This is a genomic window from Kiloniella sp. EL199, from assembly GCF_900313065.1.
Classification (GTDB): Bacteria; Pseudomonadota; Alphaproteobacteria; order Kiloniellales; family Kiloniellaceae; genus Kiloniella.
In genome coordinates this window covers 174,644-195,109 of the sequence record NZ_OMPU01000004.1, presented here as the reverse complement: position 1 = coordinate 195,109, position 20,466 = coordinate 174,644, and the positions used below count along the sequence as shown (strand labels likewise).

The window sequence follows — 20,466 nt, the reverse complement described above, 5'->3', positions numbered from 1 at the left end:
TGGTTTTTTGATAAGAAGGTGACGTTTTTTGCATGGAAAGTCGCTGCAGGTGGTGGTGTTGTCTTTAATGCGACAAAATTATGAATAGTAGAATCTATTCATAATTAAAGATTCTGAAAAACAGAATCAAAACTGGAGGGCGTGTATAGGGTTAATTTTTCTTCATGCAAAAAGAACGAGGTTTTGTGCCGCTTTATGATTTAGCTGATGCTATCAGGTTGTAAAGTGGAGGGTCGAAAAATAATTAAAACTTATAATCATTTGAATCATATGATAAAATAAAAGCGATTAAACGCTTATATGGTTCTCGCCTAAAAAGATAAATGCAAACAGGGAGTAGAATAGGAATGACACAACATATTAATTATCTGGCAAAGCTTGCCGCTCAGGGAAAACTGGGTCGTCGTGAGTTCCTGGGCAAAGCTGCTGCTGTCGGTGTCTCTACCGCTGCTGCGGGCAGCCTGTTATCCAGCGCTGCAATGGCCGAAGGTCCCAAAAAAGGTGGAACTCTAAAAGCTGGGCTTGCCGGTGGTGAAAGTACGAATAGTCTTGATCCGGCAACTTTCCTGACCCAGGTTTCTCATGATTTTGGTAAATGTTGGGGAGAAACACTCGTTGAGGTTTCCCGTATAGGTGAAATTAATTATCGTTTGGCTGAAAGTATCGAACCTTCTGCCGATGCGAAGACATGGCACTTTACCATCCGTAAAGGTGTCGAATTTCATAACGGGAAAACAGTAACAGCCCAAGACGTCCTGAAAACAATGCAGCGCCATTCAAGCGATGATACAAAATCAGGTGCTTTGGGTGTTATGCGTAATATTGAGTCTATGAAAGCAGACGGTGATGTTTTTTCAGTGACTTTGAAAACTGCTAATGCTGATTTGCCTTATTTGATGTCAGATTATCATCTTATTATCCAACCTGATGGTGGAATGGATGCTCCTGATGCAGGTATTGGATCTGGGCCTTATAAGGTAACTGTTAATGAACCAGGAGTTAGACAGGGCGGAGAACGTAATCCTAATTATTGGGATTCCAGTCGTGGTCATGCAGATCAAATTGAGATTGTAGTCTTAAATGATGCAACAGCCAGAACTGCAGCTCTTCAAGGTGGTCAAGTTCACATGATTAACCGTGTAGAGCCAAAAGTTGCTGACCTTTTGGAACGCGTTCCGGGTATTCAGGTGAAAAGTGTTTCAGGTCGTGGTCACTATGTATTCTTGATGCACTGTAATACGGCACCATTTGATAACAATGACCTTCGTCTTGCATTGAAATATGCCATTAATCGTGAAGAAATGGTTGATAAAATTTTGCGTGGGTATGGTTCTGTTGGTAATGACATGCCAATTAATGGTGGATATCCGTTATTTTCTGAAGATATTGAACAACGGACTTTTGATCCGGATAAAGCGAAATTCCATTTCAAAAAATCAGGTCACGAAGGATCTATACTACTTCGGACTGCCGGGACTGCTTTTGCTGGTGCTGTCGATGCGGCACAGCTATTCCAACAATCTGCGGCTAAATGTGGTATCACGTTGGATGTTAAGCGTGAACCAGATGATGGCTATTGGACTGAAGTATGGAATAAACAACCATTTGCTGCTTCTTACTGGAGTGGATCTCGTCCAGTGCAGGATCAAATGTATTCTACAGCTTATCAGTCATCTGCTGACTGGAATGATACACGTTTCTTCCGTCCAGATTTTGACAAACTCTTGGTTGAAGCACGTGGTGAACTCGATCAGGCCAAACGTATTGCTCTCTACCGTGAAATGGGTGTGATGGTTCGTGATGAAGGTGGTGTGATTGTTCCAATGTTCAATGATTTTATTGGTGCTGTTAGCGATAAAGTCGGCGGTTATGAAGACGATCCAAGTGGCGAAATGATGAACGGTTTCGCCCTCGCAAAAACCTGGTTAGCGTAATCAGCGATCCATGGGACATCCCATTCTGAATCTGGTGGCTCAACGCATAGCGTTGGGCCTCCTTCTTCTCTTTCTGGCATCGGGGTTGATTTTTATTGGAACCCAGATTTTGCCAGGAGATGTCGCGCAATCTATTCTAGGTCAGTCGGCAACACCGGAAGCTGTTGCTAATCTGCGTAAAGAACTTGGCCTGAATGACCCGGCTTATGTCCGCTATTTCAAGTGGTTGGCTGGCTTATTACAAGGAGATCTTGGAACAGCACTGTCAAATGGAAAACCTATTGGTGAAGCTGTTAGTTATCGATTTTCTAACACAATATTTCTAGCATCTTGGGCTGCATTATTTTCTGTTCCACTTGCCGTAATTCTCGGACTTTTTGCCGTACAGTATAAAAATCGCTGGCCTGATAAATTGATTTCTGGTGTGACATTAGCATCTATCTCACTGCCTGAGTTTTTTATCGGGTACTTGTTGATGTTCTATGTTGCCGTGATTTTGGGGTGGTTTCCTTCCGTTTCTATACCTAATGAATCGATGTCTCTACTGGAGAAATTAGATACTATTGCACTACCCGTTACAGTTTTAGTTCTTGTTGTCTTAGCGCATATGATGCGTATGACCAGAGCTGCAATTTTAAACGTTATGCAGTCTGCGTATATAGAAACAGCTGAACTTAAAGGATTATCTCCGTTTACTGTAATACGAAAACATGCATTCCCAAATGCAATTGCTCCAATTGTAAACGTTATTATGATTAACCTTGCTTATCTTGTAGTTGGTGTAATCATTGTAGAAAGTATTTTTGTATACCCTGGTTTAGGCCAGTATTTGGTTGATCATGTATCAAAACGAGATGTACCAGTTGTACAAGCATGTGCTCTAATATTCGCGAGTGTCTATATTACACTAAATATTATTGCAGATCTTGTTTCTATTATCGCCAATCCACGTTTAAGGCATCCAAAATAGGGGAGCAATATGAATTTAAGACGTATACCCCTTAGCGCAATTGTAGGGATGTTAGTATCTTTTGGTTTTTTATTCGTTGCCATTTTTGCTCCTTTGTTAGCTCCTTATGAATTGGGTCAAAGTATTGGTGATGTATGGGAGGGGGCTTCTGATAAACTTCCGCTAGGGACGGACAATCTTGGTAGAGATCTTGTTTCAAGAATGATCTATGCAACAAGAACCACTATCTTTATAGCCGGAGCTGCAACATTCATTTCTTTCAGTTTGGGATCTATTCTAGGTTTTACTGCCGCAGTTAAAGGTGGTTGGCTTGATATGATACTTTCTCGTGCAGTAGATCTCTTAATGTCTATACCCACACTAATTTTTGCATTAGTTGTACTTGCTGTTTTACCTGCAAATATTATTACACTAATACTTGTAATGGGAATTTTAGATAGTACGCGTGTTTATAGGCTTTCTAGGGCTGTTGCTGTTGATATTAATGTCATGGATTATGTCGAAGCGGCTCGCTTAAGAGGAGAAGGTACCAGTTGGATTGTTTTTAGAGAGATACTTCCAAATGCTTTATCTCCACTAGTTGCTGAATTAGGGCTTAGATTTATCTTCGCTATATTATTCTTATCATCGTTATCGTTTTTGGGATTGGGCGTACAGTTACCAGATATCGACCTTGGTGGTATGGTCAAAGAAAATAAAGAAGGTATTATTTTTCATATTCCCGCTGCGTTGATTCCTGCTTTTGTAATTTCAATACTTACAATTTCTGTAAATCTTGTTGCGGATTGGATCCTCAATAGAACGAGTGATCTGAAAGGAGGGCGCGGATAATGTCTGATAATCTTCTTGAGATTAAGAACCTCAAAATTGGTGCAACCGTCTATCCTCCGGGTGAAAAACCGCACGATATTACCATTGTTCATGATGTCTCTCTTATCCTGAAAAAAGGTCAGGTTATGGGATTGATTGGCGAAAGTGGTGCGGGGAAATCAACCATTGGCCTTTCTTCGATGAGCTATGGCCGGGGTGGTGTTGAAATTACCGGTGGCGAGGTTTTCGTCAATGGGCGCGATATACTGAAAATTCAGGCCCATGGTTTAAGGGAATTGCGGGGCAGGGAAGTTACTTATGTTTCCCAGTCTGCGGCGGCTTCTTTTAACCCGGCCATGCGTTTGATGGACCAGGTTATCGAAACCACATTGTTGCATGGGCTTTCAAGCAAAGCGCAAGCAGAAGAACGTGCTGTTGAGCTCTTCAGATCTTTGGGGCTTCCCGATCCGGAAAACATCGGTAATCGTTATCCGCATCAGGTATCTGGCGGACAGTTACAACGTGTTATGACGGCTATGGCACTGTGCCCGAAGCCTGATCTGATTGTTTTTGACGAACCGACAACAGCGCTTGATGTAACAACCCAGATTGACGTTTTGGCGGCGATTAAAAAAGCCATCAAAGATACAGGCGTTGCTGCATTGTACATTACTCATGATCTGGCTGTGGTTGCACAGGTTTCTGATGAAATTCTTGTTTTGCGACACGGTAATATGGTTGAACATGGAACTGTTCAGCAAATTATTGAAGCCCCGAAAGAAGAATACACACAGGAACTGGTAAAGGCGCATTCGATCACCCATGAAGAAAAAAAGCCGACAGACAATCCTATCCTTCGTGTAGAGAATATTACGGCATCTTATGAAGGCACCATTAAAGTTCTGAAAGATGTCTCTGTAGATATTCATGCGGGTCAAACACTGGCTGTTGTTGGGGAATCTGGCTCAGGAAAATCAACGTTGGCACGGGTGATTACAGGGCTTTTACCCCCAAGTGAGGGGCGTATTGTCTTTGATGGTAAAGAGCTAACTCCGGCTCTGGTTGATCGAAGCCTTGATGATCTGCGCGAACTTCAGATGATCTATCAGATGGCTGATGTGGCAATGAACCCCCGCCAGACTGTCGGGCAAATTATTGGTCGCCCGCTTGAACTTTATTTCGGCATGAAAGGCGCTGAAAAACGCAAACGCGTTGTTGAACTGCTGGACGAAATTGAAATGGGTGAAATGTTCATTGACCGTTATCCCGCAGAACTTTCCGGTGGTCAGAAGCAGCGTGTCTGTATTGCACGTTCATTGGCGGCAAAACCCAAGCTTGTTATTTGTGATGAGGTTACATCTGCGCTCGATCCACTGGTTGCTGATGGTATTTTGAAGCTTTTGCTTGATTTGCAAAAGATTGAGAATGTCGCCTATCTCTTTATTACCCACGATCTTGCAACAGTAAAATCAATATCTGATTCCATTGCTGTTATGTATCTTGGGGAATTGGTGAGATATGGAACCAAATCCGAGGTTCTTTCACCTCCTTTCGATGATTACACTGACCTACTACTTTCCTCTGTGCCTGAAATGAAGCTGGGGTGGTTGGAAGAAGTTTTGGCGCATCGAAAAATGGAAAGTGCCGGCAATTAGTCGGCACTTATATCCACTGCCAATATAGAACATTGGCTAATATCAGTGCTGTTTGGGGAGGTAATCTCTTGGCTCTTAAAAATAAAGTGTTGTTGATCATTTTGGATGGTCAACCCTGGAGAGATGCGCGGCGTTATATGGGCAACCTGGAAGGCTGGGTTCAATCCGGTGAAGCACGTGTCTGGAAAATGCGCGCAGTACTGCCATCAACATCTGCATCCTGTTATGCCTCGATTCATACGGGGGTAACGCCGCAACAGCATCATGTTGTGTCTAATGAGTCCATTTTCCGTGTTAAACAGGCTGATATCTTTAGTCAGGTACGGGCAGCTGGCGGAAAAACTGGTGCTGTCACGCATTCATTCTGGTCTGAATTCTTTAATCGTGCACCTTTTGATATGGTTCGTGATATTGAATATGACGAAGAAGACAGCCCTATTAATTATGGTCGTTTTCATACCATGACCGGCTATGGACACAAAAACCAGATGACCCCGTCAGATGCGGATTTATTTGCCACACTGACCATGTTGACGGAACGTCATAAAATCGATTACGGCATCCTTCATACATGTACCCTTGATTCCATGGGGCACAGGTTTGGGCATGATTGCGGCGAAATGGATCACGCCTGCTTTGCTATAGATGCGATGCTTGCACATTTCTTGCCACGCTGGATCAAGAATGGTTACGAAGTCATCGTAACAGCTGATCACGGACAATCAGATCGTGGACACCACGGTGGTCGGGGAGACGATCAACAGGATGTTGCGCTGTATTGGTTTGGCGGCGGTGACGGACCGGAAGAAGATGTGTTACTCGATCAACTGCAGCTTGCTCCGACAATTCTTTCCAGGATGGGTGCATCGATTGCAGATACGATGAAGGCAAAGCCTTTTTTGAAGTAAACTGACTATATTTTGTCTGTTTTAATTGTAACTGGGTGCGAAAACTTTCGATAAGGTCTTCGTATCCAGTTTTTTTATAGCTGTTTATTTTTCCTGATATAGTTCTTGAGGTGTAATATGGCGACAAGCTTCCAACCCCAATCAAATGTCACTCAACACGACGGTTTCTGTGTCTGGGAAAACATCTGGATACCACTAAAGGATGGTCGCCAACTGTCTGCGCGTATCTGGATGCCTGATTTGGTTGAAGTCGAAGAGGGGGGAATTAAGTCCGTTCCTGCGATCTTTGAGTATCTTCCTTATCGTAAGCGTGATGGAACAGCACAGAGAGATGAAAGCACCTATCCGGTCTTTGCCAAAGCAGGATACGCAGGGATCCGTGTCGATATATCTGGAACAGGTGAATCTGACGGGGTTTTTGATGATGAGTATTCCCCTCGCGAACTTGCTGATGGCGTAGAAGCAATTAACTGGATAGCGGAACAGCACTGGTGCAACGGCAAGCTAGGCATGATGGGCATATCATGGGGGGGCTTTAATGCCTTGCAAATTGCGGCTTTGCGACCGGAACCATTAAAAGCAATTATATCGATTGGTTCTACGGTTGATCGATATAATTCTGATATTCATTATAAAAGCGGCTGCCACCTGAATTCAAACCTGTCCTGGTCTGGTGTGATGCAATGTTTTGCAAATCGTCCCCCTGATCCTGATTTGGTTGGCGATAAGTGGCGGGATATGTGGCTTGATCGCTTAGAGGGCGCAAACCTTGTTCTGGATGAATGGTTATCTCATCAACGGTATGATGATTTTTGGAAGCATGGTTCGATTGAACAGGATTATGGTGCGGTGGAAATTCCAAGTTTGGTAATTTCCGGTTGGGCTGACGCCTATAAGAATGCACCACCCGAAGCAGCTAAGAATATGCCAAACCTCACCAAGGCCATTAACGGCCCCTGGGTTCACAAATATCCGCATTTTGCATATCCTCATCCCAGATCAAATTTTCATCAGGAAGCGCTTCGTTGGTGGGATCGTTGGCTTTGTGATGAACAAAATGAAGCAGAAAGTTTACCGGCCTATCGTGCTTATATCTCGCAGAATGTTAAACCTTCTCGCTGGCGAGAACATGAAGAGGGAAGATGGGTTAAAGAAGAAACCTGGCCATCCAATAATATTTCGATGCAAAAATTATACTTGAATGCAGATCACAGTCTTACTGAGACAAGTAGAAATGATTGTGGAGGCCGATTATCTATCTGTTCTCCCGAAGATACAGGTATTGCCTGTGGTGAGGTCTTTGCCTTGAAACCAGATACGGAAACACCGGGCGATCAACGCATTGATGATGGGGGATCTTTGGTCTTTGAAACAGATATTCTTAGTGACGCAATTGAGATCCTTGGCCAACCAACGTTATCTTTAAACGTGGCAATTGATGCGCCGCTTGGAAATCTGGCCGTACGATTGATCGATGTGCATCCTGACGGTGTATCTCATCGCGTATGTTTTGGTGTTTTGAATTTGGCGCATCGCCATAACAACGAAACGCCAAAGGAAATGATACCGGGGCAGGCAGAAGATATCACGGTAATACTAGATCATATCGGTTATCGGTTTTTACCTGGGCACCGAATTAGAGTTTCAATATCCACAGCCTATTGGCCATTAATCATGCCGTCACCCTATCATGTAACAGCTTCAATTTCCCTTGGGGAAAACACGGCACTTTCATTGCCGGCAAGAGCTACGGGTAATCAGACGATAGTCAATGATGAAATTCATATGCCTGAACCAGAAGATGCAAATCCGTTACCTGCTTACAAAGATATTACGCCATCTAAGACAGAGCGCAGAGTTGAAAAGGACCTCGCTGGAAATCGGACACATTACATTACCGAGGATGATACAGGGACAACTGAAATTCTGGGACACGCTTTACATGTCAGGCATACCAGCTTTACCAAATGGTCTGTAAATCCTGATACGCCCTTGGGAGCGGAAGCAACGTCACAATGGTGCTGTTATATGTCTCGCGATGGTTGGTCAATCAAACTGGAAACTGACGTTTCAATGGTTTTAAATGCAGATAATTTTGATATTTCAGGTAAAATGAATGCTTACGAAGGGGATAAAGAGATTTTTGCCCGTGACTATCAAAAAGCTATTCCCAGAGATCATATGTAGAGGAAATTACATTGTCTATGCAATGAGTTGCAAGAATAGCTTGCAGTATAGTTTCACATGAAACTATACTCGTCCTGCAAATAAATAACTTTAAGATCTGCACATACTGAAATAAAAAAAGAGCGGGAAGGTTATAGGATGAAACGTACACTCATTGCGTTGGCAACAGTTGCAACCACGACATTGACGACGATTTTTTCGAATGCTGTCGGGGCAGAAATAGAATTAAAGTTAAGTCATTTTTTACCATCGTCTCATCCAACCCAAACGCAATTCCTTGAACCATGGGCTAAAGAGCTCGAAGAGCGGAGCGAGGGGCAGGTCAAGGTAACTATCTTTCCTGCCGGATCTGCCTTTGGTCATGTCGCGAAGCAGTATGATCAGGTAAAGGCAGGTGTTGTTGATATTTCTCATGGCCTTACCGGATTTCCCCGTGGACGTTTGCCACGTACCTTGATCATGGATTTGCCATTCATGACAAAATCATCTGATGCAGCATCCCGTACATTATGGGATTTGTATCCGACCTACCTTGCCGAAGAATATAAAGGCCTAAAGGTACTCGCCTTACATGCTCATAACCCCGGCCTTATTCATACCCGTGGAAAGCAGGTTAAAAACATGGAAGACCTTGCAGGATTACGTGTGCGCGCACCTTCTGCGGCAACATCCATGATGCTCAAGCAACTTGGGGCAACACCGGTTGGTCTCCCTCCGACACAAGTCTATGAAAACCTTCAAAAGGGTGTGATCGACGGTACAATATTTCCGTATGACGGGGTTCATGGCTTTAAGCTCGCTGAGGTTCTGGATTATCATCTTGATGCAAAAGCTTATACAACAAGCTTTTATTTCATCATGAACGAGAAAAAGTATAACGCGTTACCGGAAAAAATCAGAACGATCATAGATGACATGTCTGGTGAAACCCTGGTCGCGAAGTTTGGCCCATGGTGGGATAACTGGGATAAACCGGGCCTTGAAGATATCAAGAAAAAGGGAAGCCCAATTGTTGTTCTTGACGACAATCAAAGGGAAGAATGGCGTCGTTCTCTAGAACCGACCACAGAAAATTATCTAAAAAATTTGGAAGAGGCGGGCGTGGATAATGCACAGGAAATCTATGGTGCTGCGGTAAAATCTATCGCAAAATACGAACAGTAATCCCTTTCAGATGGTCGCTTTAACCATCGCTTGAAGTGACCATTTTCAAGTCATCGTAGAGCTGTTCGTGTGAAGAATGATTATAACAATATCTAAATATTTTAATCATCTAATTAAATATGTTGCTTGGGTTGCGATCTTGTTTTTACTGGGCGCAATGCTCATTACAACGGTGGATGTTGTTTTGAGAAAGATTGATAACGTAGGGATTTATGGCACCATTGATTTGGTGCAGCTGATGGTTATGTCGGCTGCATATCTCTCAATACCCTATGCTTTTATGAAAAAAAGCCATGTTGCGGTATCCATTTTATCTGAACGTATGCCGGAAAAGGCGGCCGCGTTGTGCCAAGCCTTGGGAATGGTTCTTTGCGTTATCTTTATGAGCGCCATTGCCTGGTTTGGTTTTCAGCAGGCTGAGCAACAGCATCAATATGGCGATATTTCGATCACCCTTGGTTTGCCGATGATTTATTATTGGATACCTGTTTTAGTTGGCTCTGCATTATCAGGAATAATTTCTGTTGGATTGTTAATCACCAGCTTCTTAAATCTGATTGGAAAAAGACAAAATCCATTAGAAGAAGAGGGGGCTACGAAGTCATGACATCGACGACTATTGGTCTCGTTGCTTTTGCTATTCTTTTTGGTTTAATTGCCATCAGAGTCCCCATTGCCATTGCGATGGGGATTGTTGGTATGGTTGGCGGTTTAATTATTAACGGATTTGATTCCGTTGCTTTTATTATGGGGTCTGTTCCCTTCGAATCAATTTTCCCTTATTCATTATCTGTCATTCCACTATTTATCTTGATGGGTGTCTTTTCTTCGAAAGCAGGGTTATCCAGGGCACTCTATGATGCTGCGCACGCTTTTATCGGGCATTACAAGGGTGGATTGGCTATGGCAACGGTTGGGGCTTGCGCTGCATTTGGTGCCATCTGCGGATCGTCTTTGGCAACGGCAGCGACCATGTGTCGTGTTGCAATGCCCGAAATGCGCCGTCGGAATTACGACGATGGCTTGGCGAGCGCAACAATTGCTGCTGGTGGAACACTCGGGGTTTTGATCCCTCCCAGCGTTATTATGGTGATCTATGCCATTTTGACAGAGCAATCGATCGGTCGTCTTTTTGCTGCGGCTCTCATACCCGGTTTACTTGCGACGATACTTTACATGCTGGCCGTAAGAATAAAAACGGCCAAAAATCCCGGCTTGGCCCCCGCAGATATACCTGTTGACTGGTCCGGGCGGGTAATTTCCATGCTAAATGTCTGGCCGGTTATCCTGTTATTTGCTGTTGTCATTGGTGGAATTTACGCTGGATGGTTTTCCCCAACAGAAGCCGCTGCGATAGGGGCTATAGGGGCCTTTGTTCTTGCATTGCTCAAGAGGAAAATGGATCGCCATACATTTATCGAATGTTTGGAAGAAACCGCGAGTTCAACCGGAATGATTTTTATGATTCTTATTGGAACTGCGGTGTTCAATTATTTTGTAGAAACAACGGGACTTCCGCAAGCTTTGGTAGCTTATGTCAGTGAACTGGGCTGGAATAAATATACCATCCTGATACTGCTTATTGTCTTCTATATTATCCTGGGGTGTTTCATGGATGCGTTATCAATGATTTTGCTGACGTTACCCTTTATCTATCCTTTGATTACCAACATGGGATTTGATCCAATCTGGTTCGGTGTGATTATGGTTTCAGTTGTCGAAGTTGGCTTGATTACCCCACCTGTGGGAATGAATTTGTTTATCATTATGGCGGGGACACCTGGATTAAAATTGCAAACGATTAGCCGAGGCGTTGTCGCATTTCTAATGGCAGATGTTGTTCGGTTGGCTCTTTTAATCCTTTTCCCGGCACTATCTATGTGGTTGCCGGCATTATTAATGGATTAGCTGAGATGATGTCGATTTGTTAAACAGACAAAAATGTAAATCAACCTATTCATAAAACGTGGCGTATAAGACAAAATGACCGATGAGAATTCAATAAAGCCAGATAGCGAAATATTAGATTTAAAGGACTTTTTTCCTTATAAAGTTCGTGTTTTTTACCGCTCTGTAAGCCAGTCGATTGCCGAAGTCTATACAAAGTCCAAGGGGCTAACCGTATATCAATGGCGTGTGATGGTTGTTTTAGGGAATAGCCAACCGCTTTCAGCTAGCGAAGTGGTCGACTATTCCAGTCTGGATAAGGTACAGGTCAGCAGGGCGATCAAAGGTCTTTTAGAGCGAGAGTTTATAGAACGCCATGTGGATGAGATTGATAAGCGCAAAGTGAATTTGCTTTTGACAGAGAAGGGGAACGATACACTTCAAGAGCTTATTCCACTTGTCTTGAAACGCGAACAGGAAATTCTTGATGGTTTGAGTGAAACTGAAAAGGAAACGCTGGAAAAGCTTATGGCTCGTGTTTTGAAAAATGCAGATAAATGCTTTGGGGCGGATAAACTGGTCGAGGATATTTGATCAATGAAGCTCTATAGCTATTGGAGATCAACAGCGGCTTACCGTGTTCGAATTGCTCTGAATCTCAAAAAAGTTGAATACGATATTGTACCTGTGCATCTTGTTAAAAATGGTGGAGAGCAACTGGGGGATAAATATAAAGAAATAAATCCACAAAAACTTGTGCCAGTCTTGGAAACGAAAGAACACGGCACTCTAACGCAATCAATGGCAATAATTGAATATCTGGATGAGGTCCTGTCTGGGCATAATTTATTACCAAATAATGCCGCCGATAAAGCCTTTGTCAGAAGCCTATCTCAACTGGTCTGTTGTGACATTCACCCGATAAACAATCTACGAGTTCTTAAGTACCTAACGGGGGAAATGTTACTTTCTCAAGATCAAAAATCCACATGGTACGCGCATTGGGTTCTAGAGGGATTATCAGCGTTTGAACAGCGTTTGAAAATGCGTAAAACAGAAGGGCCATATTGTATTGGAACAGAGCCGGGAATGGCTGATTGTTGTCTGGTTTCCCAACTCTATAACGCGCACCGCTTTGATATCTCTATCGCAAAATTTTCTGAGATAAGAAGAATAGAAGAAAACTGTCTGAAGTTGGAAGCTTTTGAAAAAGCGCGACCAGAAAATCAGATAGATGCAGAAATAAATTGAGGAGTTAATTCATAAAACTGAATTATAGATCTGCTTCCTGTGCTCTTTCGTAAGTTCCTGCCTTTAATCGAAAAATATCTTCCAAAACCGAAATTAATGCTGCAATACAAATAAGAAATCCCGAAATAGGTACGATAGCAATTGCATATTTCTTGGGCATGTAATTTTCTTTGAATACTATTGTCCCATTTTCCCAGGTAAAATACCACATTTCCCAATATTTACCCCCCATTGTTTCAACAGCTTCCATTCCATAAATAATCATTATTACGCCCAATCCGCCAATTACCAAAGTCCAAAATTGCTGAATTGCAAAAGCAACATTAAGGGGGAGGAGAGAATATATAAGATCCAGAGCAATATGATCTTTATTTCTAACCGTCAGGGTTAAAGCGAAAAAAACGAGCCAGATATTACTGAGTACAGTCAGAAGATCTCCCCAAACAGGTGGATTTTCAAAAACATATCTCATAACAATAGAATAAACGGTGAAAATTACCATCAGAAGAAGCAAAACAGAACAAAGGGCTGTAAGAATTTTACTGACCGCAACATCAAACAATTTGATAATTTCAGCCATTTGGCAAATCTCCACAAAATAATCGCATCATTTCACAAACCCAAAAGCCTGAGGTAAAAACATTGTAATTTGGGGTGCAATTATTAATAAAAACAAGAGCATGAATAAGGCAACCAGATAAGGTAACATGGCCAAGGCAACCTTTTCTAACCGCACTTTGGCAATAGCCCCTGCGGTAAAGAATGCAACACCAACAGGCGGAGTTACTGAGCCGATCAAAAACCCAACAACGACAACCAGTGCAGCTTGAACATCAGCATAACCTGCTTTAACCATCACATCGACCAAGACTGGGCCGACAACAATAATGTTTGCTGCTGAATCCATTACCATGCCTAAAAGAAAGATAAACAACACGAGAACCAATGCAAAAAGCAAAGGATTATAAGTATAACTAAGCAGCCATTGTTCTAGCTCATTAATGGCACCCAACGATGTTAACAGCCAACTGAACGGTCCAGATGCGGCAATAATGATGAATACCATAGCTGAATTACGGAAAGCTCGCTCAAAAGCACTTTTGCAATTATCCCAATTAATTGTGCGATAAACAAAAAGTCCAACGAAAAGGGCGATACTTGCAGTTAATGCACCAGCTTCAACAACGCCAGCTATACCAAATACAACAGACCCCACCAATACTGCAGGTATCAGTAGAGCAAAGGATGATTTATAACTGACAATTGCAATGGCCTTGAGGCTGAAAGGTTCTTCATTACGTTCAAAATTATTACGTTTTGCGATGATATGATTGATCACCATCAAGAGGGCACCAATCATGATTCCAGGTATGATACCACCAGCGAACAGAGCGCCGACAGAAATCCCACCAGCATTTGCCAGAACAATCATCATAATCGACGGTGGAATAATTCCACCAATAGTAGAGCTTACAGCTGTGATTGCTGCGGCAAAGGCGCCTGGATAACCAGCACGTTTCATTGCGGGCACCAATAGTGATCCCACAGTGGCAGTATCAGCGACCACAGACCCGTTCATACCAGCAAAAAACATGCTAACTAGTACATTGGCTTGTGCCATGCTGCCACGCATCCGACCAATTAAACGTTGGCTTAATTCAACTAACCGATCAGTAATGGTTGCGCTGGTCATCAACTCACCAGTCAACATAAAGAAAGGAATAGCCGTAAGAGGAACTGCGTCTATGGCACTGAACATTTGGCTCGGGATCAGAATCATAGGGGCTACGTCTGTAATAAGAATATAAACCACTGGAATTAAGATTAAAGTAAATCCTACAGGAGCACCCAGCATAATCAGTAGTACAAGGACAACTAAAAGTATGATGCTTTCCATTAACGTATCCCTTTTTACACAATAAAACTTTGAAGAACTAAAAGTGAGTTGGCGCGAAGAAAGCTTCGCGCCAACGATTGGAAATTAAAGCCAATCTTCTTTTAAAGAGCGTTAGCTGCTTTAAGCTGGTCAATGAAATCAGTCATTCCTTGTTCTTCGAGAACACGCGTGGCTGTCTCTGGATCAAAAGTACCTTTGGCATTGATCCAGGCATCAATAGCGCCCGCTCGCCAGAGTGCTAACTCATCTTCTGTTGGTACGTACCATTCTTTTATTTCAGATTTTATAGCAGCTTCGCCATCTGCGACCCATTGGCGGTCAAGTTCTTGAACACGTTGACCAAAAGCTTCTGCAGCCATGTGAAGCCATTCCCGTTCCTGATCACTCAACTTGTCATATTGGCGCTTGTCCATTGATAGTTGATTTCCTGACCAAGAACCTCCGATTTGAGTGTAATATTTTGCGACTTCATGAAGTTTGGCAATATGTTGCCACGGTGTTGCAACATATTGCCCGGAAACAACGCCGGTTTGAAGCCCTTGATAAAGTTGAGTCCAGTCATAGGGAACCGGAACCGCTCCCCAATTTTTGATTAGCGTATATTCAATTGGACTTTTGGTGACACGCCACTTAATACCTTCCATATCCGAAGGAACGTGTACTGGGCGTGAGGCATTACCCAATTGACGGAAACCACCGCTTGAATAAACTGTTAAGCAAACATGTCCTGATTCTTCAGCAGCAATATCGCATTGTTTTTTTGCCAACCATGTAGAAGAAATTCTATCCGCATCTTCGATGCTTTTAAAAATATATGGTAAATCAAAAATAGAGAGAGCAGTTCCAAAGTTCCCAAAATTGGCAGTAGAACTTGTCCAAAGTTGTAAAAGCCCTTGATTAGCTTGCTCCCCACAAGTTTGTTCTCCGCATAGTGACCCCCGATAATGCGGTTCAACACTCATCTGTCCTCCTGAGACTTTGGTTAAGGTGGGAATCAAAGCTTGGTCAATGGCATCGCCAATAGGCATACCTAAACGCCCGACAGTGCCGAGCTTCAAGACTGTTTCTGCAGCTACTGTTTGTGTGAATATTGTAATAACTGAAGCTGCACACAGCAATTTTCCTATAAATTTTAACTTCATCGAAACCTCCCATTGACATTTTTTTTCTTCGCTTAGCATTAAGCTGGTCAGAGCACATTGAAAGTGACAGATCGCGCGAAATAAAGGGACAGACGAGAAGATACCTGATGAGTAAAGTAAAAATCGCATAGCCTGTATAACAGAAACACATAGCTTGCGTTAGAAGAATCGCATAGCCTTTGTGGAATAAGGGATGTATTGATTAGGAGTAAATAATTGAGTTCAACGACGCCCAGGTTTACCAAATTACCCGAACATTCGACCTTAAGTTTACGCGATCAAATCTGCGAATCCGTTAGCGCAGCAATTATTTCAGGGGCATTAGCTATTGATCGCCCGTTACCTTCATGTCGGAAATTGGCAAATCAACTGGGTGTGTCACGTAATACTGTGTTTGCAGCTTATAATCGGCTTGTGGATTTGGATTTTTTGGTATCTCGTGATAGATCAGGGTATTTTGTGAACTCGGATGTCGTGATCCCTAAAGAGACAACACCAGAAAATACAACGGAAAATAACATCTCGTGCCCTGTTAAATTTCAATCAAATGAATTGGTTCCAGTGGTCAACCCTTTAGATTGGCAAAGTTATCCTTATCCCTTCATTTATAATCAAATTGATCCTGATTTGTTCCCTGTGGATGGTTGGCGCGAATGTACCCGACAAGCCCTAGGACGTAAAAAAATGCCCGTTTGGGCAAGTGATTCCGTTGAAAGTGACAGTCCACATCTGGTGCAGCAATTACGACAAAGATTATTAAATACACGTGGTATTTATGCTGATGAAGATGAAATTCTTATTACCCTTGGCGCACAAAATGCCTTGTTTATTCTAGGTACCATCTTTGCTCAAAATCGACGTCCGATCGCATTAGAAGACCCTGGTTTTTTTGGAGCTCGTAATGCGTTTCGATTATCTGGCAATGAGTTAATTGGTGTACCTATTGATGATCAAGGATTGATTCCTTCTGCTATTCCTACTGGCTGTAAGCTGGCTTTTACGACGCCCAGTCATCAGTTCCCAACCATGGTGACTATGAATCAACATCGTCGTGAAGAATTACTCGAGATGGCTGAAAAGAAAGATTTTCTTATTGTAGAGGACGATTATGAGGCAGAAATGAATTATGTGGCTCAATCGTCTCCATCAATACGTTCTTTAGATAAAAATGGACGAGTTATTTATATTGGCAGTCTCTCAAAAACCATTTCTCCAGGAATTAGATTAGGTTTCATTGTTGCCCATCGAGACATTATTCGCGAGGCTCGAATTGCCCGTGGTGTTATGATGCGACATCCACCAACAATCGTACAAGAAATTGTAGCCTTATTTTTTCAATTAGGTTTTTACGATGCACACTTACGTAATATTGAGCGACGTTACAAGAAGCGTTGGCATGCTATGTACTCTGCATTGACAAAGCACCTCAACATGCTCAAACATACTCAATCTGAGGGTGGAACTTCATTTTGGCTCACTGGGCCTGATAACTTTGATGCAAGTGAATTAGCAAACCGTTTGAGTGAAAAAGGTGTTCTCGTGGATCGAGGCCAAGACTATTATTTAAATAATAATGATAATCGCAGTTTTCGTCTTGGATTTGCGTATGTTCCTGTATCCAAAATGGACGCGGGATTGCAACTGATCGCAGATGAAGTTCGTGCCATGTTATAATTTGAATTAAATCAAATGAGTAATCTTAATCTTGCAACAATACTTTTTATCTATTTGATTTGTAATAATTATTCATATTGTAATTCACTATTAATAAGTTGAGGGATATCTTTAATATCGTCAACTGTCCTTTCGAAAGCCTTTACCTGTCTCTCGCCGAAAGAGCTAAATATTCGTTATTTGATATGGAAGATGCTGAACAATTATGACAGAGCATCACCCTTTCAGATTGAGGATTTGGTCCGTTGACAGATTGTATTTTTTCCAACCCGCAAGTGACACCATTCCAGTTTTTTGTAGCAGATGAAACTCTCAAACAAATAAAGGAACGTGTTGCGAATTACCCTTGGCACGAAATGCCCAATGATGGGGGATGGGATTATGGAACTAATATGAATTACCTCAAGGAGCTTTGTGTTTATTGGGTTAATGATTTTGACTGGCGAGCCCAGGAAGCGAAAATAAATAGCTTCACGAATTGCAGAGCCATTGTCGAAGGTATCGACATGCATTTCATATATGAAGAAGGTAGTGGTGATAACCCTATACCATTGATGATAAGTCATGGTTGGCCTGGATCTGTCGCAGAATTTTACAATCTGATAGAGCCACTAGCACATCCGGAACGTTTTGGTGGTGACGTAAAGGATGCCTTTACAGTCATTGCGCCATCTTTGCCTGGATTTGCTTTTTCTGGCCGACCTCCACGTCCATATGGACCTCGAAAAATTGCGGGCGTTATCAATTCTTTGATGTGTCAGGTTCTGGAGTATGACAGCTATCTGGCACAAGGAGGTGACTGGGGAGGGGCAATTTGTTCTTGGTTAGGCTATGAACATGCACCTGCTTGTGCTGCTATTCACCTTAATGTTCTTACAATGCGTCACCCTGATGGCCCCCAAACCCCTGAAGAACAAGCTTGGGAAATACAGTTCGATCACGACCAAGTTATGCAAAATGGCTATCGTACACAACAAGCTACCCGACCACAGACACTCAGCTATGCAATGATGGATAGTCCAGTGGGTATAGCAGCTTGGTTAGTGGAAAAGTTCCATTCTTGGTCTGATATTGAAAATAATGACATTGAAGCAGTTCATTCAAAGGATGATCTACTTACAAATATTATGATCTACATTACAACGAAAACCTTCAATTCGGCTTCGTGGATTTATTACGGACGACGAGAAGAAGGAGGTCGTATTCTGTCACCAGAAGGGCACCGTGTTGAAGTGCCCACAGGCTGTGCAGTATTCCCAGCTGAGATGTTGAACTGGCCTCCACGCTCTTATGTAGACCGGATATACAACATACAGCAATGGACAGAGATGCCACATGGTGGTCATTTTGCAGCAATGGAAGAGCCGGAAATGCTCCTCGCTGATATTCGTAAATTTGCACGTTCTTTACGTTCTTCAAATAATGGAGGTCTTTGATGACTCTTTCTTATACAGAATTTCAATCTATAGCGGCGAAATTGTCTCCCAATGGTCAAGCTTTCATTGATGGGGCATTTTGTGATGCAGACGATGGCGATAAATTTGAAACAATCAATCCAGCCACTGGCCAAGTTTTAACGAGTGTTGCCCATTGCAAATCTGCAGATGTCGATCGCGCTGTTGTTGCCGCAAGACGCGTTTTTAATGATGGTACATGGTCTCGCACTGAACCAGAGTACCGCAAGGAAATTCTTTTAAAAGTAGCTAGTTTGGTACGAGAACATGCAAATGAGTTGGCTGTTCTTGAAAGTTTGGATACTGGTAAAACAATTACTGATTGCCTTCATGAAATAGGCACAGAAGTACCAAACTTTTTTCAGTGGTACGCAGAATTAACTGATAAAACGTTTGGTAAAATTGCTCCTACTGGCCCAAGTGCATTAGCATTGATTATAAAAGAACCTGCAGGTATTGCCGGGGCAGTTTTACCTTGGAATTTCCCACTTGTAATGGCCGCCTGGAAAATTGCCCCCGCACTTGCCGCTGGTTGTTCAGCAGTGATTAAGCCAGCGGAACAAACACCACTCACCACTATTCGTTTGGCAGAGTTGATGCAAGAAGCAGGTGTGCCTGCTGGTGTTATTAATATTCTTCCAGGCTATGGTCACACAGCAGGTCAAGCTATTGGCCTACATAATGATATAGATACAGTCTCCTTCACTGGATCAACTGAGGTTGGCCGGATGTTTTTGCGTTATGCCGGAGATAGCAACCTTAAAGGTGTAGGTCTTGAGATGGGGGGTAAAAGCCCATTTATTGTGCTTGATGATGCTGTGATCAATGATAATTTGATTGAACATGCTGCTATGTCCGCTTTTTGGAATGGAGGGCAAAATTGTTCAGCTAATATGCGCCAGCTTATTGCCGCCCCTCTAATCGAAGAATTTACAGCTCGAGTAAGTGAACGTGTTAAAAAGTTTCGTCTTGGAGATCCGCTGGATACAGCTACTGATATTGGCTCTATGATTACCAAAAATCATAAGGAAATGGTCATGAATTATATTCAAAGTGGCCAAGATGAAGGTGCTCAGCTAATTATGGGAGGACACAGTAATTTACCGGGCTGTTTTATAGAACCGACGATCTTTCAGAATGTTACCCCGGATATGAAAATAGCACGTGAGGAAATTTTTGGTCCAGTACTCGGGATCATGCCAATACAATCAGTGGATGATGCTCTGGCGATAGCCTGTGATACAGATTATGGACTACATGCGACAATTTTTTCCCGGGATATTGATCGGGTTATTCATATGGCCCGTTCGCTGCCTTGCGGAACTGTGTCTGTAAATGGTTTCTCCGAAGGAGATATTAAAACGCCCTTTGGCGGTTATAAGCAATCTGGTTCTTTGGCGCGTGATAATGGTACCGAAGCGCTGGCGCAATACACTCAAACCAAGACAATCTGGATCAATAATTAACTAGGAATTAGATTGTATATTGATCAAGAGGCAGTAAAAAGAACCCTGGATTGATAAATCCAGGGTT

Annotated in this window: 17 protein-coding genes; 14 read left to right on the top strand and 3 right to left on the bottom strand. The window is 42.7% G+C overall.

Going from position 1 to position 20,466, the window contains the following annotated elements:
• Positions 1–347 precede the first annotated feature (347 nt).
• The 11 genes from D9A03_RS01575 to maiA all read left to right on the top strand — a co-directional run bounded on the left by D9A03_RS01575 (position 348) and on the right by maiA (position 12,766).
• Positions 348–1,934, top strand: coding sequence for an ABC transporter substrate-binding protein (locus tag D9A03_RS01575; RefSeq protein ID WP_120495482.1), 1,587 nt, complete (start codon positions 348–350; stop codon positions 1,932–1,934).
• 10 nt (positions 1,935–1,944) lie between these two features.
• Positions 1,945–2,904, top strand: a complete 960-nt coding sequence (locus D9A03_RS01570; protein WP_120495481.1) for an ABC transporter permease — start codon at positions 1,945–1,947, stop codon at positions 2,902–2,904.
• A 9-nt stretch (positions 2,905–2,913) separates the two neighbouring features.
• A complete protein-coding gene (locus D9A03_RS01565; RefSeq protein WP_120495480.1) occupies positions 2,914–3,735 on the top strand; it encodes an ABC transporter permease in 822 nt (273 codons plus the stop codon).
• Entirely contained in the window at positions 3,735–5,369 is a 1,635-nt protein-coding gene (locus D9A03_RS01560) for an ABC transporter ATP-binding protein (protein ID WP_120495479.1), read from the top strand. Before D9A03_RS01565 ends, D9A03_RS01560 begins: the two co-directional genes overlap by 1 nt.
• A 68-nt stretch (positions 5,370–5,437) precedes the next feature.
• The gene (locus tag D9A03_RS01555; protein ID WP_120495478.1) at positions 5,438–6,277 is read left to right on the top strand and encodes an alkaline phosphatase family protein; all 840 of its coding nucleotides are present in this window, start codon (positions 5,438–5,440) and stop codon (positions 6,275–6,277) included.
• A 117-nt stretch (positions 6,278–6,394) separates the two neighbouring features.
• Positions 6,395–8,464, top strand: a complete 2,070-nt coding sequence (locus D9A03_RS01550) for a CocE/NonD family hydrolase (RefSeq protein ID WP_120495477.1) — start codon at positions 6,395–6,397, stop codon at positions 8,462–8,464.
• Positions 8,465–8,602: 138 nt separating this feature from the next.
• On the top strand, positions 8,603–9,628 hold the full coding sequence (locus D9A03_RS01545; RefSeq protein ID WP_120495476.1) for a TRAP transporter substrate-binding protein: 1,026 nt from the start codon (positions 8,603–8,605) through the stop codon (positions 9,626–9,628).
• A gap of 76 nt (positions 9,629–9,704) precedes the next feature.
• Positions 9,705–10,235, top strand: coding sequence for a TRAP transporter small permease (locus D9A03_RS01540; RefSeq protein ID WP_120495475.1), 531 nt, complete (start codon positions 9,705–9,707; stop codon positions 10,233–10,235).
• Positions 10,232–11,536: a TRAP transporter large permease gene (locus tag D9A03_RS01535; protein WP_120495474.1), complete on the top strand. Its 1,305-nt coding sequence runs from the start codon at positions 10,232–10,234 to the stop codon at positions 11,534–11,536. Before D9A03_RS01540 ends, D9A03_RS01535 begins: the two co-directional genes overlap by 4 nt.
• Positions 11,537–11,611: 75 nt before the next feature.
• Positions 11,612–12,109: a MarR family winged helix-turn-helix transcriptional regulator gene (locus D9A03_RS01530; protein WP_120495473.1), complete on the top strand. Its 498-nt coding sequence runs from the start codon at positions 11,612–11,614 to the stop codon at positions 12,107–12,109.
• A gap of 3 nt (positions 12,110–12,112) precedes the next feature.
• The gene (gene maiA / locus D9A03_RS01525; RefSeq protein WP_120495472.1) at positions 12,113–12,766 is read left to right on the top strand and encodes a maleylacetoacetate isomerase; all 654 of its coding nucleotides are present in this window, start codon (positions 12,113–12,115) and stop codon (positions 12,764–12,766) included.
• 22 nt (positions 12,767–12,788) lie between these two features.
• Here maiA and D9A03_RS01520 read toward each other — a convergent pair whose 3' ends face one another.
• From D9A03_RS01520 to D9A03_RS01510, 3 genes are all read right to left on the bottom strand, one after another.
• Positions 12,789–13,346 carry a TRAP transporter small permease gene (locus D9A03_RS01520; RefSeq protein ID WP_120495471.1) on the bottom strand — a complete coding sequence of 186 codons (558 nt, stop codon included), beginning with the start codon at positions 13,344–13,346 and terminating at the stop codon, positions 12,789–12,791.
• A gap of 27 nt (positions 13,347–13,373) precedes the next feature.
• Positions 13,374–14,663, bottom strand: coding sequence for a TRAP transporter large permease (locus tag D9A03_RS01515; RefSeq protein WP_120495470.1), 1,290 nt, complete (start codon positions 14,661–14,663; stop codon positions 13,374–13,376).
• A 101-nt stretch (positions 14,664–14,764) separates the two neighbouring features.
• On the bottom strand, positions 14,765–15,805 hold the full coding sequence (locus D9A03_RS01510; protein ID WP_120495469.1) for a TRAP transporter substrate-binding protein: 1,041 nt from the start codon (positions 15,803–15,805) through the stop codon (positions 14,765–14,767).
• 216 nt (positions 15,806–16,021) lie between these two features.
• On the opposite strand from D9A03_RS01510, the gene D9A03_RS01505 reads away from it, so the two are divergent.
• From D9A03_RS01505 to D9A03_RS01495, 3 genes are all read left to right on the top strand, one after another.
• A complete protein-coding gene (locus D9A03_RS01505) occupies positions 16,022–17,479 on the top strand; it encodes a PLP-dependent aminotransferase family protein (protein ID WP_120495468.1) in 1,458 nt (485 codons plus the stop codon).
• Positions 17,480–17,724: 245 nt separating this feature from the next.
• Positions 17,725–18,915, top strand: a complete 1,191-nt coding sequence (locus D9A03_RS01500) for an epoxide hydrolase family protein (RefSeq protein WP_120495467.1) — start codon at positions 17,725–17,727, stop codon at positions 18,913–18,915.
• The gene (locus D9A03_RS01495) at positions 18,915–20,399 is read left to right on the top strand and encodes an aldehyde dehydrogenase (protein WP_120495466.1); all 1,485 of its coding nucleotides are present in this window, start codon (positions 18,915–18,917) and stop codon (positions 20,397–20,399) included. Before D9A03_RS01500 ends, D9A03_RS01495 begins: the two co-directional genes overlap by 1 nt.
• The last annotated feature ends 67 nt before the right edge of the window (positions 20,400–20,466 follow it).

Bases quoted from the DNA above. Each gene is read 5' to 3' on its own strand.
- D9A03_RS01565 (WP_120495480.1), top strand. From the start codon at position 2,914: ATGAATTTAAGACGTATACCCCTTAGCGCAATTGTAGGGATGTTAGTA.
- D9A03_RS01540 (WP_120495475.1), top strand. From the start codon at position 9,705: ATGATTATAACAATATCTAAATATTTTAATCATCTAATTAAATATGTT.
- D9A03_RS01530 (WP_120495473.1), top strand. From the start codon at position 11,612: ATGACCGATGAGAATTCAATAAAGCCAGATAGCGAAATATTAGATTTA.
- maiA (WP_120495472.1), top strand. From the start codon at position 12,113: ATGAAGCTCTATAGCTATTGGAGATCAACAGCGGCTTACCGTGTTCGA.
- D9A03_RS01570 (WP_120495481.1), top strand. From the start codon at position 1,945: ATGGGACATCCCATTCTGAATCTGGTGGCTCAACGCATAGCGTTGGGC.
- D9A03_RS01495 (WP_120495466.1), top strand. From the start codon at position 18,915: ATGACTCTTTCTTATACAGAATTTCAATCTATAGCGGCGAAATTGTCT.
- D9A03_RS01515 (WP_120495470.1), bottom strand. From the start codon at position 14,663: ATGGAAAGCATCATACTTTTAGTTGTCCTTGTACTACTGATTATGCTG.
- D9A03_RS01560 (WP_120495479.1), top strand. From the start codon at position 3,735: ATGTCTGATAATCTTCTTGAGATTAAGAACCTCAAAATTGGTGCAACC.
- D9A03_RS01575 (WP_120495482.1), top strand. From the start codon at position 348: ATGACACAACATATTAATTATCTGGCAAAGCTTGCCGCTCAGGGAAAA.
- D9A03_RS01545 (WP_120495476.1), top strand. From the start codon at position 8,603: ATGAAACGTACACTCATTGCGTTGGCAACAGTTGCAACCACGACATTG.
- D9A03_RS01535 (WP_120495474.1), top strand. From the start codon at position 10,232: ATGACATCGACGACTATTGGTCTCGTTGCTTTTGCTATTCTTTTTGGT.
- D9A03_RS01510 (WP_120495469.1), bottom strand. From the start codon at position 15,805: ATGAAGTTAAAATTTATAGGAAAATTGCTGTGTGCAGCTTCAGTTATT.
- D9A03_RS01520 (WP_120495471.1), bottom strand. From the start codon at position 13,346: ATGGCTGAAATTATCAAATTGTTTGATGTTGCGGTCAGTAAAATTCTT.
- D9A03_RS01550 (WP_120495477.1), top strand. From the start codon at position 6,395: ATGGCGACAAGCTTCCAACCCCAATCAAATGTCACTCAACACGACGGT.